Here is a 16,244-nt window from a genome sequence, read left to right as displayed (position 1 = left end):
CGAGTATCAGGTACGAATCCTGCTTTTTTGTAGCAAGAATTAGAGAGGAGATCCATATGACGGAGAAAAATGTCATGTTAACCGCAATTGTTGACCGTGAAATTGGACGTGATGTCCTTAAGGTTGCACGTCAAAAAGGTGCAGTCGGCGCAACCAGTCTTCATGGACGTGGAGGGTTAGAAATGGCTGATGTCGATAACGCATTACACGTCCCAATTGATCCACAAAAAGATATTGTCGTAATGGTTGTTCCAGAAAGTCAAGCGTCCACGATTTCTAAAAGTATCTGCCAAGCATTAGATTTCGAAAAACCTGGTACAGGTATTATCTTCGGTGCGGAGGTTAACCAAGCAACTGGTTTGTATAACAAAGGGATTAGCGAAGAAATCGAGGAATTTTAATGCAACTACTTTACGATAAATTAAAAGAAACGATGACATCGGTACTTCCGATCGTCGTCATTGTGTTTCTCTTGTCACTCTTCATGGTTGACATTCCTGGCGATATGATGATTCGATTCATCATCGGCGCGGTATGTTTAATCCTCGGTTTGACCATTTTCTTACTCGGTATTGACGTTGGGATGACGCCAATCGGTGAAAAGATGGGGGAGTCAATCGTCAAAAGTTCGTCGATTAAATTTATACTGTTTCTGACTTTCCTGATTGGATTCAGTGTGACAGTTGCTGAACCAGATTTAGCTGTTCTCGGTGAACAAATTGCTGAGGCAACTGGAGGTATGTTATCAGCAGGATTGATTATTTCAGTTGTTGGTATCGGTGTCGGAGCTATGGTATCGATGGGGATGGTTCGTGTCTTAAAGGGGATCCCATTGAAATACTTCTATACAGCGACCTATGGATTGATCTTCGTCATCTGCCTACTCGCATCCACTGACTTTATTGCCATGGGATTTGACTCTTCAGGATCAACGACAGGTGCATTAACCACACCATTTATTTTGAGAATCGGTGCGAGTGCATCCGCATTGAAATCCGGCGAATCGTCTGAAAAAGACTCGTTCGGGCTAGTTGGGGCGATGAGTACAGGACCGATTATTGCGGTGATGCTGATGTCGCTGTTTGTGGCTACAGATCTGAGTGGTACAGGGTCCGCCTATGAATATACACAAGGCATTTTTGAACCATATATCAACTCATTTGGTCCAACCATTTTAGAAACATTATTATCGCTCGCACCGATTATGTTGATTTTTTGGGCGATGAATCACTTCTATTTCCATACCGAAAAGGAAGAACTTGGTGATATTCTCAAAGGGATCGCCTATACATTCATCGGTTTAGTGCTGTTCTTAACAGGAGTCAATCAGGGATTCTTTGATATGGGGCATTATCTTGGTGAGCAGTTATCTGAAGGGTTTGAGAATTGGCTACCTGTTGTCTCGGCAGTATTAGGATTTGTGGCTGTATTAGCTGAACCAGCTGTCCACGTTCTCGGAGATCAAGTTGAAGAAATTACAGGTGGTTTCATCAATCAGAAACTATTGATCGGCACCTTCTGTCTTTCTGTCGGCGTCGCTGGTGCGTTGGCCATGCTGAAGATCATGATTCCTGCGTTAGAACTCTGGCATTTTGTTCTCGCATTCTTTGGTTTATCACTTATCCTGACATACTTCGTAGATGATTTGTTCACAGGTATCGCATTTGATGCCGGTGGGGTAGCGTCAGGGCCAATGACAGCAACGTTTATTCTAGCATTCTCTCAGGGGGTTGCTGAATACTTACCACAAGCTGATGCGGTCAGAGATGGCTTCGGAATTATTGCGATGGTTGCAATGGTTCCAATTACCATGGTATTACTATTAGGATTAATCTTTACGATTAATATGAAAAAAGATGAACAAGCAAAAAATGAAACGGAGGCGGAATAATGGCAGAACAATCGTCATCATTAGTTGCCTTTATCGCAATTATCAAAAAAGGAATTACTGCAAAATTTGTTAAGCATCTGAAATCGGTGGACTTTCACGGAGCAACGGTGATTCAGGGTAAAGGCACCGTTGCCGATGCGTTTACTAACCGTTTAGGTGTCCACGATAGTAGTCGTGAAGTGGTAATTACGTTAATTGAGAAGAAATATGAAGAAAAAATTCATCAAGTTGCTGAAGAAAAATTTCATATTTCAGCAAAAGGTCACGGTATTCTCTTTTCTTTAGATGTTACCAGTTGTTATGGTAAGCGTGAGTACGACTACGCCTTCGATGATAGTGCTGAGCAAGAAGATCATCAATTACTCTGGACAATTGTTGACCGTAATCAAGGGGCTAAGGTTGTTAAGTTGGCGACTGAAGAGGGCGCAAGAGGTGCGACAGTACTGCATGGACGCGGTATAGGTGATAAGAATGCACGTAAGATTTTTAGTATTCCAATCGAATTGGAACGCGATATCGTGTTACAAGTGATTCCGTCTGATATGTTAGTTGATATTGCAGATCATATCGATACTGCTTTGTCGTTGAATACCCCAGGGCACGGCATTCAGTTCACAACACCGGTGAATGGGTCACTTGGTATCAGTAGTATTCATTCAGCGGATGAACACTTGTCTTGATATTGCACTTCACATAATAGTTTGATATGATTAGCTGAGAGAAGGCGAGAGGAGTGAGCGGAGACGCTCGCTCTTTTTATTGAAAACACAATGAGAGGGGTGTTGGGAATGTCAAAAATTACGGAAGCTGCTCAAACGGTGATTGAGCCGGAGCTTTCGGCGATGGGATTTGAATTATTTGATTTGCAGTTTGCCAAAGAAGGCGGTGATCATTATCTGAGAGTTTTCATTGATAATGACGCCGGTGTTACTTTAGATGACTGTGTGGCAGTGAGCGAACGTCTCTCTGTTGTACTCGATGAGAAACCAGATTTAATCCCGAGTGCTTATTTCTTAGAAGTGTCCTCACCTGGAGCAGAGCGTCCATTGAAAGATGACCGCGCACTTCAGAAAGCGATTGGCGATTGGGTGCATCTCAATTTCTATGCACAAATCGATGGGGTGAAGGAAGTCGAAGGGCGTTTGTTAGCCTATGATGACTCAACATACACCCTCGAAACAAAAGATAAAACACAACGTATTGAAAAGAGTTATGAACGTAAGAATGTGTCATTAATCCGATTAGCGATCGAATTTTAAGAGAAGGGGTTTAAAAACGGTGAGTAAGGAACTGGTCAACGCTTTTGATATTCTTCAAGAAGAAAAGAATATTTCAAAAGATACGATTATTGAGGCCGTAGAGTCTGCATTGATTTTTGCATACAAAAAGAATTACGACCAAGCACAAAACGTTGAAGTTTCATTTGATGAGAAAAAAGGCGAATTTAAAGTATACGCTGTCAAAGAAGTTGTCGATACAGTGATGGACTCCAATTTGGAAGTCTCATTAAAAGACGCTTTAGCCATTCACAGAGCCTATGAAATTGGCGATCATATTCATTTCGAAGTGACACCGAAGAACTTTGGGCGTTTAGCTGCACAAACTGCAAAACAAGTAATCACACAACGTTTACGTGAAGCAGAACGTGCGAAGATTTACGAAGAATATGTTGATTATGAAGACGACTTATTAACGGGTGTTGTAGAACGCCATGATCGTCGTTTTGTATATGTCAATTTAGGACGTATTGAAGCGGTATTGACACATGAAGGTCAAATTCCTGGTGAACAGTTTACGCAACATGAACGTATCCAGGTATACGTTGAACGTGTGGAAAACACGACAAAGGGACCACAAATCTATGTGAGTCGTACCCATCCGAATATTATCAAGCGTTTGTTCGAACAAGAAGTGCCAGAAATTTATGATGGTACTGTAGAAATCAAAGCCATTGCGCGTGAAGCTGGTGATCGTAGTAAGGTTGCAGTGTACTCGCATGATCCAAATATTGATGCGGTAGGTACTGCGGTAGGACAGAGAGGACAACGTGTTCAGACAGTTGTCAATGAGTTGCGTGGTGAAAATATGGATATCGTCGAATGGGACGAAGATCCAGAAATTTTCATTAGTCATGCTTTAAATCCAGCACAAGTTTTAGAAGCACATTTCGTACCGAACGAAAAATCAGTTGTCATTGTCGTGCCTGATGATCATTTATCGTTAGCAATTGGTCGTCGCGGTCAGAATGTTCGTCTAGCCGCTCGATTGACAGGATACAAGATTGATATTAAATCAGCGAGCGAATGGGAAACTTTCCAAGATTCACCAGAGTATGATGAATTGTTCGTGGTGATTGATGCTACAGCTACGGATGCAGAAGTTCAGTCCGATACAGAGGTGACTGAAACCTCACTGAATGATATTTCTCTGGATGAATTATTTGATGAATCTGCGGAAGAGAATACAGTTGATGAAGAGGCTTTGATTGATTCAACGGTTACTGATGAGGAAACATTAGATTAGGGGAGCGATCTCTAATGAAAAAACGCAAAATACCGATGCGAAAGTGTGTCGTAACGGGTGAACAGTATCCTAAGAAAGATCTCGTTCGCATCGTTCGTACACCAGAACAAGAGGTGGCGATTGATCCGACTGGAAAGATGAACGGTCGAGGGGCTTATATTGTAATGGAGCCTGAGGTTGTTAAAACCTCACAAAAGAAACATATTTTAGATCGTCATTTAAAAGTTCAAATTTCTGATGAGTTTTATCAGGAACTCTATGAATATGTTGATCACCAAAAGGCACGTAAAGAGATTATGCCATGAATGATCGACGTTTAAATTTATTAGGTTTAGCGCAAGTTGCAGGTGGTTTAGTGAGCGGTAACGATCAAGTCGTCGAAGCCTTGTTAAATCGACAAGCCAAACTTGTGATCATAGCATCTGATGCTTCAGAATCAACCAAAAAAGATTTTCGGTTGAAGTGCGAGCGACAGCATATCGTATTGAATGACGATTTTTCAACGATAGAATTGAGTCATGCGCTCGGAAAGAAACGTAAAGTCTGTGCATTGACAGATAGCGGTTTTTCACGATCGTTTTTAGAGAAGTCAAAGAATATTGAGGTATCAGATATGAATTAATGAGTGGGAAAGGTGATGTTATGTCCAAAAAGAGAATTTATAAATTTGCAAAAGAAAATAACATGTCAAGTAAGGAAATGCTAGACGCATTGCAGCGTGCTGGCTTTACCTATAAGAGTCATATGGCAATGATTGGGGATGAAGAGATGGATAAAGTAAAATCATTCATTCATCAAAATGGAACGCCTAAACAAGAAACTGCGCATGCAGAGAACAACAATCAATCATCTAAAAACAAAAATGCAGCGCACGGTGGTCAGAATAATAACGGACATTCACATCAATCACATGCAAACAATGGTAAAAAAACACATACAAATGGTTCTCACCAACAGAAAGATGCGGCTCACTCATCTAAAACGCAGGATAGCAATGACCATCGCCAAAACAAAAATAATCATAAGAAAAACAAGAAAAATCAAAATCACCAAGATAGCCACAAGGGTGGTAATCGTTCTGACAACAATGCGCAGAATAATAAATCAAATAACAAGAAGAAACGCAATAAAAAGGATAAAAAACAGCGTAACAAGCAAAAATTCAATCCTAACATGCGTAAAACTATTCACCGTGACCAACCGAAAGCTAACGGACCGAAAGAACTCCCAGACAAGATTGAATATACTGAAGGCATGACGGTTGCGGAATTAGCGAAGAAATTACACCGTTCACCTGCCGAAGTCGTTAAAAAATTATTCGGCATGGGTGTGATGGCAACGCAGAATGATTCACTTGAAAGTGATGCCATTGAATTAATTTTGGATGACTATGGCGTACAGGCTGAAGAAAAAGTCCAGATTGATGAAGCTGATTTCGATGTTTACTTCGAAGAAGCTGAGAATGCTGATGCTGATCAGAAAGATTCACGTCCACCAGTTGTGACGATCATGGGTCACGTTGACCATGGTAAAACGACTTTACTTGACTATTTACGTCAAGCCAATGTTGTTGAAGGTGAAGCGGGCGGAATTACTCAGCATATCGGTGCTTACCAGGTGCGCGTTGATGATGAACGTTTAGTAACATTCTTGGACACGCCAGGACATGAAGCCTTCACGACAATGCGTGCACGTGGTGCCGATGTTACTGACGTTGTTGTTATCGTCGTCGCTGCAGATGATGGTGTAATGCCTCAGACGATTGAAGCGATCAACCACGCCAAAGCAGCTGAAGTACCGATTATTGTGGCTGTGAATAAAATTGATAAACCAAATGCTAACCCAGATCGCGTGAAACAGGAATTAATGGAATATGAATTGATTCCTGAAGAATGGGGTGGCGATACTATCTTCGTTGAAATTTCAGCAAAATTCGGTCAAGGTATTGATGACTTGCTTGAAATGATTACGTTAGTATCCGATGTCCAAGAGCTTGAAGCGGTTCATGATCATCTCGCTATGGGATCTGTTATTGAAGCGCGTTTAGACCCACATCGTGGTTCTGTAGCTACAGTATTAGTTCAATACGGGACATTAAATCACGGTGATGCGATTGTTGCTGGGGATACTTTCGGACGTGTACGTACGATGACCAACGACCAGGGACGCCGTATCCAAACAGCTGGACCTTCAACGCCAGTAGAAATTACAGGTCTTCAGGAAGCACCATCTGCCGGTGACCGCTTTGTCATTGTTAAAGATGAAAAAACAGCGCGTGCGATCGGTAGTGAGCGTGCAATGCGTGCACAAGAAGCGCGCCGTAACCAGTCTACTAAGGTAACGCTCGACAACTTGTTTGATACCTTGCAAGAAGGTACGCTCAAGACAGTTAATATCGTCCTGAAAGCTGATGTTCAGGGATCGGTTGAAGCAATCAAAGGTTCGTTGAACAAAATTGATGTTGAGGGCGTTAAGGTGGATATCATCCATGCTGCTGTCGGGGCGATCAATGAAAGCGACGTTTCTTTGGCAAGTGCTTCCAATGCCATTATTGTTGGGTTTAACGTACGTCCAACAACGAATGCACGCCAAGAAGCAGAAACAACTGAGACTGATATCCGTACGTACAATATCATTTACGATTTGATTGAAGATATTGAACACGCGATGAAAGGACAATTAGAACCAACCTTCCGTGAAGAAGTAACAGGTGAAGTAACGATTCGTGAAACGTATAAAGTCTCTAAAGTCGGTACGATCGGCGGGGGTATCGTTAACGAAGGATACATCACCAACAAGAGTCAGATCCGCGTATACCGTGACAATGTGAAGATTTACGAAGGTGAATTAGCATCATTACGTCGTTACAAGGATGATGTGAAAGAAGTTAAAAAAGGTTACGAATGTGGTTTGACAATCCAAGATTATAACGACATCAAAGTCGATGACGTAATTGAAGCGTACCACATGGTTGAAGTGAAACAATAGGAGGCAGCTAATGGCCAAATATCGTGTAGAGCGTGTATCACAACAGATTATGCGTGAAGTAACAGATATTTTAATGCATGAGGTTAAGGATCCAGGCGTTAAGGATGTCACGATTACTGATGTACATTTAACGGGTGATTTACAAGATGCGACAGTTTACTACTCAACGCTGAACGATGATGAAGAATCGAAGCGTGCTGTAGCGGAATCTTTAGATAAGGTTAAAGGTCTCGTGCGTAGTAAGGTGGGCGAACGCATTCATATTTACAAAACCCCTGATATTCGTTTTGAACGTGACCAATCGATCGCTTACGGACAACGTATTGATGAATTATTAAATCAAATTCATAAAGATGACAATAATGAAGAATAGTTAGTTGATAGGATCAGCCATTGGCTGATCCTATTTTTTTGTATCAGATATAGTTCTATAGTTAAACTGTTTGACTTACAAACTACTTTAAGATACGATAACCACGTCATTGATTATTGATGAAAATAACAATCTATTGAGCAAGCGAGATATAGCGTATAGAAAGGTGGTTAGACGATGAGTGTCATGAAAGCAGACGAGATTATGACTTTGCTTCCAAATCGGTATCCGACATTATTTATTGATCGCGTTGATGAGTTGGTTCCAGGCGAATCGATTACTTGTGTGAAGAATGCATCAGTTAATGAGGAATTCTTTCAAGGGCATTTTCCTGATAATCCTGTAATGCCTGGTGTATTGATTATTGAAACACTTTCTCAGGCAGCATCAATTTTGATTTTAAAGACGGAAGATAACAGTCAAAAAGCCGTTTCACTACAGTCGGTGGATCGTGCCAAATTCCGCCATGTCGTATTGCCTGGCGATGTGTTGACTGTCAATGTAACAGTGCGGGAAGCAACAGCGGACACCGTGAAAGTTAACTGTGAAGGAACAGTTGATAATCAAACCGCGTGTTCCGCCGTATTAACGTTTGCGATTTCAGATAAGTAAGAGTGGAGAAAAGAGGACGGTTAGTGTGACGAAAAACGATTGGGAGCGGTGGAAAAGTTATACAGAAGTCAAACAATTATGGCTTGAAGTTTATGATCAAATGATCCGAACGGAAGAATATGCATTAAGGCATAGCCAATTCAATGACATCACACCGAAAGAGTTACATGTGATTCATGTGATTGGATTACACGGTGATAAACGTTCCACTGATGTCGCGAGACGCCTATCCGTGAGTAAGGGGACCCTAACAGCTAAATTAAATTCACTCGAACGAAAAGGTTACGTTGAACGCGTACACGATAAAAATGACCGTCGTGTAACTTTTCTAGCATTAACGAATAAGGGGCGATTATTGTATCGCGCACATAATGCGATACATAAAAAGATTATGACCCCTTATCTCAGAGGGCTTGATGACGATAATATTGCGAATATCAAAAACGCATTAATTGATGTCGAAAAAGTCATCAAAGAGGTTAGAGAGTAATTGCTCAGCAACGTTTATCTGAGCTTGCATTGTAAATCATTCTTGAACGGTTTGATATGAATGATTAAGAACAATATGTTATGGTAAACAACGTTGTCGCTTAGCGATAGCTAATTGTTAAAATAAAAATTTTTTGGAGGTATTTGTAATGACTAAAGAAGAAGTATACAGCAAGATTAAAACAATTTTGGTAGAAGAGTTAGACGTTGAAGAAGAAAAAGTTACACCAGACGTTAATATTCAAGAAGACTTAGAAATTGATAGTTTAGATCTCTTTGATGTGATTGATAGTTTAGAAGATGAATACGATATCGAAATTGATACTGATGAAAACGAAGATCTTCAAACATTGGATCAATTATCAGAATACGTTTTAACCCAAATTAATAACAAATAATGATCAAAAGCGATTGCCACATTCATTTTGAATTTTCTACGTGTGTGAATGCATAAACGTTTCAATTTGGATGTAGCGAGCGATTCAAAATTAGGAGAGTATTCAACCGTAATGGTGTTTGGGATACTCTCCTTTGTGCATATAACTCTTTTTTATTGAGAAATGCATCAGAAGACAAATTTTCTTAAAAAAGGAGTTGTGACATCAATCGTAAATGATGATAGCAAACGAACGGAAGAAGGGGAGTCATTGTGACTGAACAAAAAGTAGCCATTGTTACAGGTGGCGGAAAAGGAATCGGTTTAGCCGTTTCAAAACGTTTATTAGCTGATGGACACTTTGTTGTGATCAATTCCCATCATGAATTAAGTGACGAAGCTATTTCAGAACTGGCCGAATACGAAGGCTCATATACCAATATTTTGGGTAGTGTGACTGAAGAAGATGATGTCAAAAAAATTATCAATGAAACAACTGATAAGTATGGACGCATTGATATTTTGGTAAATAATGCAGGCATCACACGTGATATGCTATTCCCACGTATGAAATCAGAAGATTTTAAGGCGGTAATCGATACAAACTTGTTTGGTACTTTCTTAATGAGTAAATACGCCTTCAAAAAAATGCAACGTGCCCGTACTGGTGTCATTATTAGCCTTGCAAGTATTGTTGGGTTACACGGTAATATGGGACAAGCAAACTATGCAGCTAGTAAGGCTGGTGTCATTGGTTTGACAAAAACAATGGCCAGAGAAGGTGCGCGCCGTGGTGTTCGTGCAAATGCGATTGCCCCAGGTATGATTAAGACGCAAATGATTGAATCGATGAACGATAGACGTCAGCAAGAAATTTTGGATAATGTGCCATTGGGCCATTTTGGTACCCCAGAAAATATTGCAGATACGGTGGTATTTCTTGCTAATAACGATTACATCACAGGTCAAGTGATTACAGTAGATGGCGGCGTAACGATTTAGTAATTAAAGGAGTAGGTTATGAACAGAGTCGTAGTTACTGGTATGGGCGCAATTGGCGCAATTGGTAATGATAGAGAAACTTTTTTAAATAATTTGTTCGATTCGACAGTAGGTATTGATACCATCACTGCATTCGATGATTATGAAGAAACAGGTATCACGGTTGCTGCTGAGGTAAAGAATTTCGATCCAAGTGAACGACTCGATAAACGTGATGCGCGTCGTAATGATAAATTTATCAATTACGCTCTATATACCACTGCAGAAGCGTGGGAACAATCTGGTTTAACAGAGGATAGTGTAGCGCCCGAAGATCTCGGTGTGATGTGGGGATCCGGTATTGGTGGTTTACTAACTATCCAAGAACAGGTAACCAAGATGTTGAATAAAGGATCAAAACGCGTTTCACCATTCTTTATCCCTAATGCCATTATTAATATGGCTGCGGGTAAGTTATCCATCGCTTACAATGCAAAAAATACTTCACAAGGCATTGTTACTGCTTGTTCATCTGCGACAAATGCGATCGGGGATGCCTATGAATGGATCAAAGCAGGCAAAGCTAAAGTCATGATTACAGGAGGATCGGAAGCGCCGATCGGTAAAGCTGGCGTCGCTGGTTTCGCGGCATTAACAGCTTTGACAACTGAATCAGCCCCAACGAAAGCAGCGATTCCTTTTGATAAAAATCGTAGTGGTTTTGTAATGGGTGAAGGCTCGGGAACATTAATATTAGAAGATTACGAACATGCAAAAGCCCGTGGTGCCAATATTTTAGCGGAAATCACAGGTTATGGTTCAACGAGCGATGCTTATCATGTCACTGCACCGGATACTGAAGCAGCTGGTGCTAAACGCGCCATGGCGATGGCTGTTGAACAGTCAGGCGTATCATTGACAGATTATGACTACATCAATGCACACGGAACAAGCACACAGGCGAATGATAGTACCGAAGCACAGGGTATTCATGAATTATTTATAGATAATGATCATCTTCTTGTCAGCAGTACAAAAGGGATGATGGGACATGCCTTGGGAGCCGCTGGTGCATTGGAAGCTATTGCGACAATCGGTGCGCTTGTTCATCAGCAATTACCAGTCAATGTGGGCGTCAACGAGCAAGATGATGCCTGCCCAATCACACTCGTCAATGATGAAAATAAAAAATCTCCTGTTCGCTATGCGTTGAGTAACTCACTCGGTTTCGGTGGACATAATGCTGTGTTAGCTTTCAAGAAATATGAGGCATAACATGGAATTAAAAGATGTCAAAGAGTTATTGAAGACATTTGACCAATCAGATGCGATGGCGCTCGATTGGTCAGAGGGAGATTTTCAGATTCATTTAAGTAAACGTGAACAGAGCGATACTTTGATTTCAGGTGATACATTGCATCAAGCATCCGCTAGCGATTCGACAGCAGAGGTCGTTGAATCTGGTGCTTTAGAGCAACATGAAAAGACATCGGTAGTTGATGATCAGGAACTAGACACTGGTCAGATGATCAATTCGCCAATGGTTGGCTTGGTATACCTGTCACCATCACCAGATGATGCTACGTATAAAGCGATTGGTGACACCGTTGAAGTTGGCGATGTGCTATGTACCATTGAAGCGATGAAGATGTTTACAGAAGTAAAAAGTACTATAAAAGGCACATTAACAGAAATTCTCGTTTCAGATGGTGATATGGTGGAATATGACCAACCATTAATGAAAGTGAGTGAGACAAAGTGAGCATGACGTTTTCAGCAGAGGATTTACCACAGAAATATCCAATGCGAATGGTTGATGAGTTTTTAGAAGTAACACCAGGTAAAGGTGCTAAAGCAAAAAAAGTTGTTCAAGAAAATGATTACTTTTTAGCGGATACAGCTACAAATGATAAGGCACTTTTGCGTCCGGTAATCCTAGAAGCATTGGCACAAACTGGCGTTTCTGCGATTCTTTCCCTTCCTGAAAATCAAGAGAAGAATGTATTCTTCGGAGGGATTAAAAAAGCTGTATTTCATGATGATTTTAGAGTCGGTGATGAGCTGATTCTATCAGTCGAAATGCAAAAATTCCGTCACACAGTAGGGACAGGACACTGTACGGTCACGCGTGATGAAGAAATCATTTGTGAAGCGGATCTATCATTTATTATTGTTGATCAATAACGGAGTTATTAGATAAAAGGTGAAGTATGTTTAGCAAAGTATTAGTGGCTAATCGTGGTGAAATTGCTGTACAAATTATACGCGTGCTGCATGATATGGGTATTAAAGCTGTTGCAGTGTATTCAACAGCTGATCGCGACAGTTTATTTGTACGCTTGGCAGACGAGGCAATATGTGTTGGCGATGCATTGCCCAAAGATTCTTATTTGAATATGCAGAATATCTTGAGTGCTGCCGTGCTGACGGCCTGTGATGCCATTCATCCAGGTTATGGTTTCTTATCCGAAAATCCTAAATTTGCTGAACGATGTGCGGAAAGTCAGATAACTTTTATTGGTCCGGATGCTGAATTGATGGCTATTATGGGAGATAAGGCACGTGCGCGTGAGACTATGCAAGTAGCAGGTGTACCTGTAATTCCAGGGAGTGAGGGTGTAGTTCGTTCTGTAGCAGAGGCTGAGCAGATTGGGCATGCGATCGGTTTTCCATTATTGCTAAAGGCAGCGGCTGGCGGTGGTGGTAAGGGTATCCGTCGTGTTGAAGATATGTCAACGTTGAAAGTTGCATTCCAAGAAGCGCAACAAGAAGCATTGGTTTCTTTCGGCGACGATAGTATGTATATCGAAAAAGTCATCACACAAGCGAAGCATATTGAAGTGCAAGTTGTTGCAGATACTTTTAGTAACATTGTAACTTTGCCGGAACGCGATTGTTCAATGCAACGCAAACATCAAAAAGTCATTGAGGAATCGCCATGTTCACTCCTTACAGATGATGAACGTCAGCGATTAATGCAGACCGTTTCTCGTGCAGTAGCACATATTGGCTACACTAATACAGGAACATTTGAGTTTTTGATGGATGACACGCATCAGTTCTATTTTATGGAAATGAATACGAGACTTCAGGTGGAACACACGATATCTGAAGCCGTCACAGGCTTAGAATTGATTAAGGCACAACTATTAGTAGCAGCCGGGGAACCGTTACCATTTAAACAATCAGATATTCAACTGTCAGGTCATGCGATTGAATGTCGCTTAAATGCGGAGGATCCAGCACAAGATTTTATGCCGCAGCCGGGGAAGCTTCAGCATCTCTATTTCCCAGTTGGTACGCTCGGTGTACGTATTGATTCTGGGATTGTTGCTGGTGATGTGATTCAACCATTCTATGACTCAATGATTGCAAAATTAATTGTACACGGTGAGACGCGAGAAGAAGCCATTGCTAAGATGCAACGCGTACTCCAGGAAACGACGATCGATGGTGTGAAAACCAATAAAGCTTATCTTTCACAGCTATTGATGACCGATGATTTCCAGAATGGTCGTCACTTAACGACAACCATTGAGACACTAAAATCGTTACCTCTGTTAGTAGATAATGTAGATGTTTCATTGGATCATCAACAGTTACAAACGCAGATGAATCAAGTTCCTGATGAAATGATGACACGCTGTCCAAAATGTCACCAGGATTGTTTTACTAGAGAGCTAGGTAAATATAAAACCTGTCCTAACTGTGGTTACGGTTTTAGATTAACAGCCTACGAGCGTGCAGACTGGTTATTCGATAACTATCGAGTGATGGATGACGCGTTAACGGTACCTGAGCAGTTTTTAGAAGACGGTGCCTATCAGCAAAAAGTTGCTGTAGGCAAAGATAAGACAGCACTTAATGAAAGTGTCATGACAGGCATTGGAAGTATCGACGGTTTGTCAACAGCATTTGGGATTATGGATCCATTTTTTGTCATGGGAAGTTTAGGTAGCATGACAGGCGAAAAGATTACTCGATTGTTTGAAACGGCGACGGCTCAGCGTTTACCTGTCGTAATGTTCACCGCTTCTGGTGGTGCTCGCATGCAAGAAGGCATCCATTCACTGATGCAGATGGCAAAAACATCGCAAGCGGTGGCTAAGCATCACGAAGCAGGACTGTTTTATCTCGTTGTGCTTTGTGATCCGACCACTGGTGGTGTCACAGCAAGTTATGCCATGCAGGGGGACATTATTTTGGCTGAGGCGCAGGCACTAGTTGGTTTTGCGGGAAGACGTGTCATTGAACAAACGACACTCACCACACCACCTGATGACTTCCAATCTGCGGAAACCGTGTTGAAAAACGGCTTCATTGATGCTGTTCTTCCGAGAGAAGATATCCGTTCAGCAGTTGTGCAGTTGTTGCAATTTCATCACGAGAAAGAGGTGGCGATGGATGAGTAATCATGCGTATGATAAAGTGTGCGCAGCACGCAGCCGAGAGAAAATACAAACCCAAGCACTGATTCATCAATTAGTCGATCATTTCTTTGAGTTGCATGGTGATCGTGCGTACGCAGATGATCCTGCGGTTATTGGCGGTCTCGGTTATTTAAATGATCAACCATTGACAGTGATAGGCATTCAAAAAGGGCAAACACCAGCTGAAACGATTGAACGTCATGGTGGTAGCCCAACGCCTGCAGGTTATCGAAAAGCATTGCGATTAATGAAGCAAGCTGAGAAATTTCATCGTCCGGTACTCACGCTTATCAATACGCCCGGTGCGTGGTCTGATGCAGATGCGGAGTATAAAGGTGTGGGATCTGTTATCGCACAGTGCTTAAAAGAAGGTCTACGCTTAAGTGTACCTTACCTTACAATTATTGTGGGAGAAGCAGGTAGTGGCGGCGCGTTGGCATTGGCGTCAGGAGATCGTGTTTGGATGTTTGATGATAGTATCTACTCCGTGATCTCTCCAGAGGGATATGCGAGTATCCTTTTCAAAGATGCTTCGCGCGTTGAGGAGGCTGCCAGCACACTAAAATTAACACCGGAGGATTTACTCAAAGATCAAATCATTGAAAAGGTGATTCCTGAATATCATAATGGTGATGATTTTACTGTGCTGAAACAAGAAATAACAGAAGCATTACAGGAACTGGGACAGTTATCAGAAACAGAATTATTAACGCAGAGATATCAGCGATTTAGACGGTTTTAGTCAATTTTGAGGAGGACTGTAAATGAGTGGTTTTTTATCTGGAAAAACATTTGTAGTAATGGGTGTCGCTAATAAGAAAAGTATTGCATGGGGAGCTGTGCAGTCAATCTTAGCACAAGATGGTAAGGTTATTTTGACATATCAGAATGAACGTTTACTAAAGAGTTTGAAACGTTTTGTTCCAGAAGATATTCCGATGATTGAATGTGATGTCGCTGAAGATGAAAATATCGAGAAAGCTTTCAGTGAAATTAAAGATGAATATGGTAAGGTTGATGGTATTATGCATGCCATCGCGTTCGCTGATCGCGATACCTTAACACAGGGGCTCATTCATACGACCAAAGAAGGCTATAACTTAGCGCAGGATATCAGTGCTTATTCCTTCATCGCTGTGGCACGTTATGCACGTGAGATCTTGAATGAACATGGTAGTTTAGTGACCATGACGTTCTTCGGTTCCACACGCGCCATTCCGAACTACAACATGATGGGGGTTGCGAAGGCAGCACTCGAATCAAACGTTCGTTACCTCGCTTCGGAATTAGGACAGGAAGGTATCCGTGTTAATGCCATTTCAGCTGGTGCTGTGAAGACTTTAGCAATTACAGGAATCAAACAGCATAGTACGTTGCTGAAGGCTTCTGAAGAACGTACCATCGATAATAAAGGTGTCACGACAGAACAGATCGGTAATGTGGCGGCTTTCTTATTGAGTGATTTAGCAAGTGGTGTTACTGGTGACATTATTTATGTTGATAAGGGTGTACATTTAGTCTAATAACGGACGTCACATGCAGAAGGACACGGGACGGTGCGTTCCGTGTTTTTTATTTGTA

19 protein-coding genes and 1 pseudogene are annotated in these 16,244 nt (G+C 41.5%); all 20 read left to right on the top strand.

Features of this window, described 5'->3' with window-relative positions; all coding sequences use genetic code 11:
• Positions 1-56 precede the first annotated feature (56 nt).
• The 20 genes and pseudogenes from ACWOEX_RS01825 to fabI all read left to right on the top strand — a co-directional run bounded on the left by ACWOEX_RS01825 (position 57) and on the right by fabI (position 16,186).
• Positions 57-401: a hypothetical protein gene (locus tag ACWOEX_RS01825; protein ID WP_455297555.1), complete on the top strand. Its 345-nt coding sequence runs from the start codon at positions 57-59 to the stop codon at positions 399-401.
• On the top strand, positions 401-1,891 hold the full coding sequence (locus ACWOEX_RS01820; protein WP_455297554.1) for a DUF1538 domain-containing protein: 1,491 nt from the start codon (positions 401-403) through the stop codon (positions 1,889-1,891). Before ACWOEX_RS01825 ends, ACWOEX_RS01820 begins: the two co-directional genes overlap by 1 nt.
• On the top strand, positions 1,891-2,571 hold the full coding sequence (locus ACWOEX_RS01815; protein ID WP_455297553.1) for a P-II family nitrogen regulator: 681 nt from the start codon (positions 1,891-1,893) through the stop codon (positions 2,569-2,571). The genes ACWOEX_RS01820 and ACWOEX_RS01815 overlap by 1 nt, the downstream gene beginning before the upstream one ends.
• Before the next feature lie 108 nt (positions 2,572-2,679).
• Positions 2,680-3,150, top strand: a complete 471-nt coding sequence (rimP, locus tag ACWOEX_RS01810) for a ribosome maturation factor RimP (RefSeq protein ID WP_455297552.1) — start codon at positions 2,680-2,682, stop codon at positions 3,148-3,150.
• Between the two features lie 19 nt (positions 3,151-3,169).
• A complete protein-coding gene (nusA, locus tag ACWOEX_RS01805) occupies positions 3,170-4,414 on the top strand; it encodes a transcription termination factor NusA (protein ID WP_455297550.1) in 1,245 nt (414 codons plus the stop codon).
• A gap of 14 nt (positions 4,415-4,428) precedes the next feature.
• Positions 4,429-4,719, top strand: coding sequence for an RNase P modulator RnpM (gene rnpM, locus ACWOEX_RS01800; RefSeq protein WP_455297548.1), 291 nt, complete (start codon positions 4,429-4,431; stop codon positions 4,717-4,719).
• Positions 4,716-5,036: a L7Ae/L30e/S12e/Gadd45 family ribosomal protein gene (locus ACWOEX_RS01795; protein WP_455297546.1), complete on the top strand. Its 321-nt coding sequence runs from the start codon at positions 4,716-4,718 to the stop codon at positions 5,034-5,036. The genes rnpM and ACWOEX_RS01795 overlap by 4 nt, the downstream gene beginning before the upstream one ends.
• Positions 5,037-5,056: 20 nt before the next feature.
• Positions 5,057-7,402, top strand: coding sequence for a translation initiation factor IF-2 (infB, locus tag ACWOEX_RS01790; protein WP_455297545.1), 2,346 nt, complete (start codon positions 5,057-5,059; stop codon positions 7,400-7,402).
• Between the two features lie 10 nt (positions 7,403-7,412).
• Positions 7,413-7,775 (top strand): 30S ribosome-binding factor RbfA, encoded by a 363-nt coding sequence (gene rbfA / locus ACWOEX_RS01785; protein ID WP_455297544.1) that lies wholly within the window; start codon positions 7,413-7,415, stop codon positions 7,773-7,775.
• Between the two features lie 177 nt (positions 7,776-7,952).
• Positions 7,953-8,387, top strand: a complete 435-nt coding sequence (gene fabZ / locus ACWOEX_RS01780; RefSeq protein ID WP_455297543.1) for a 3-hydroxyacyl-ACP dehydratase FabZ — start codon at positions 7,953-7,955, stop codon at positions 8,385-8,387.
• Between the two features lie 25 nt (positions 8,388-8,412).
• Positions 8,413-8,877 carry a MarR family winged helix-turn-helix transcriptional regulator gene (locus ACWOEX_RS01775; RefSeq protein WP_455297542.1) on the top strand — a complete coding sequence of 155 codons (465 nt, stop codon included), beginning with the start codon at positions 8,413-8,415 and terminating at the stop codon, positions 8,875-8,877.
• Positions 8,878-9,025: 148 nt separating this feature from the next.
• Positions 9,026-9,274 carry an acyl carrier protein gene (locus ACWOEX_RS01770; protein WP_455297541.1) on the top strand — a complete coding sequence of 83 codons (249 nt, stop codon included), beginning with the start codon at positions 9,026-9,028 and terminating at the stop codon, positions 9,272-9,274.
• 248 nt (positions 9,275-9,522) lie between these two features.
• Positions 9,523-10,254 carry a 3-oxoacyl-ACP reductase FabG gene (gene fabG, locus ACWOEX_RS01765; protein ID WP_455297653.1) on the top strand — a complete coding sequence of 244 codons (732 nt, stop codon included), beginning with the start codon at positions 9,523-9,525 and terminating at the stop codon, positions 10,252-10,254.
• 18 nt (positions 10,255-10,272) lie between these two features.
• Positions 10,273-11,508, top strand: coding sequence for a beta-ketoacyl-ACP synthase II (gene fabF, locus ACWOEX_RS01760; protein ID WP_455297540.1), 1,236 nt, complete (start codon positions 10,273-10,275; stop codon positions 11,506-11,508).
• A gap of 1 nt (position 11,509) precedes the next feature.
• Positions 11,510-11,995: an acetyl-CoA carboxylase biotin carboxyl carrier protein gene (gene accB, locus ACWOEX_RS01755; RefSeq protein ID WP_455297539.1), complete on the top strand. Its 486-nt coding sequence runs from the start codon at positions 11,510-11,512 to the stop codon at positions 11,993-11,995.
• A gap of 41 nt (positions 11,996-12,036) precedes the next feature.
• A complete protein-coding gene (locus ACWOEX_RS01750; RefSeq protein WP_455297538.1) occupies positions 12,037-12,417 on the top strand; it encodes a 3-hydroxyacyl-ACP dehydratase FabZ family protein in 381 nt (126 codons plus the stop codon).
• Between the two features lie 26 nt (positions 12,418-12,443).
• Positions 12,444-13,772, top strand: a pseudogene (locus ACWOEX_RS01745) (acetyl-CoA carboxylase biotin carboxylase subunit); the annotation flags it as partial.
• A 72-nt stretch (positions 13,773-13,844) separates the two neighbouring features.
• The gene (locus ACWOEX_RS01740; protein ID WP_455297651.1) at positions 13,845-14,645 is read left to right on the top strand and encodes an acetyl-CoA carboxylase carboxyltransferase subunit beta; all 801 of its coding nucleotides are present in this window, start codon (positions 13,845-13,847) and stop codon (positions 14,643-14,645) included.
• A complete protein-coding gene (gene accA / locus ACWOEX_RS01735; protein WP_455297537.1) occupies positions 14,638-15,405 on the top strand; it encodes a carboxyltransferase subunit alpha in 768 nt (255 codons plus the stop codon). Before ACWOEX_RS01740 ends, accA begins: the two co-directional genes overlap by 8 nt.
• Before the next feature lie 22 nt (positions 15,406-15,427).
• Positions 15,428-16,186 carry an enoyl-ACP reductase FabI gene (fabI, locus tag ACWOEX_RS01730; RefSeq protein ID WP_455297536.1) on the top strand — a complete coding sequence of 253 codons (759 nt, stop codon included), beginning with the start codon at positions 15,428-15,430 and terminating at the stop codon, positions 16,184-16,186.
• Positions 16,187-16,244 lie beyond the last annotated feature (58 nt).

The organism is Aerococcus vaginalis, from assembly GCF_053762225.1.
This window is presented reverse-complemented; position numbering and strand designations above follow the sequence as displayed.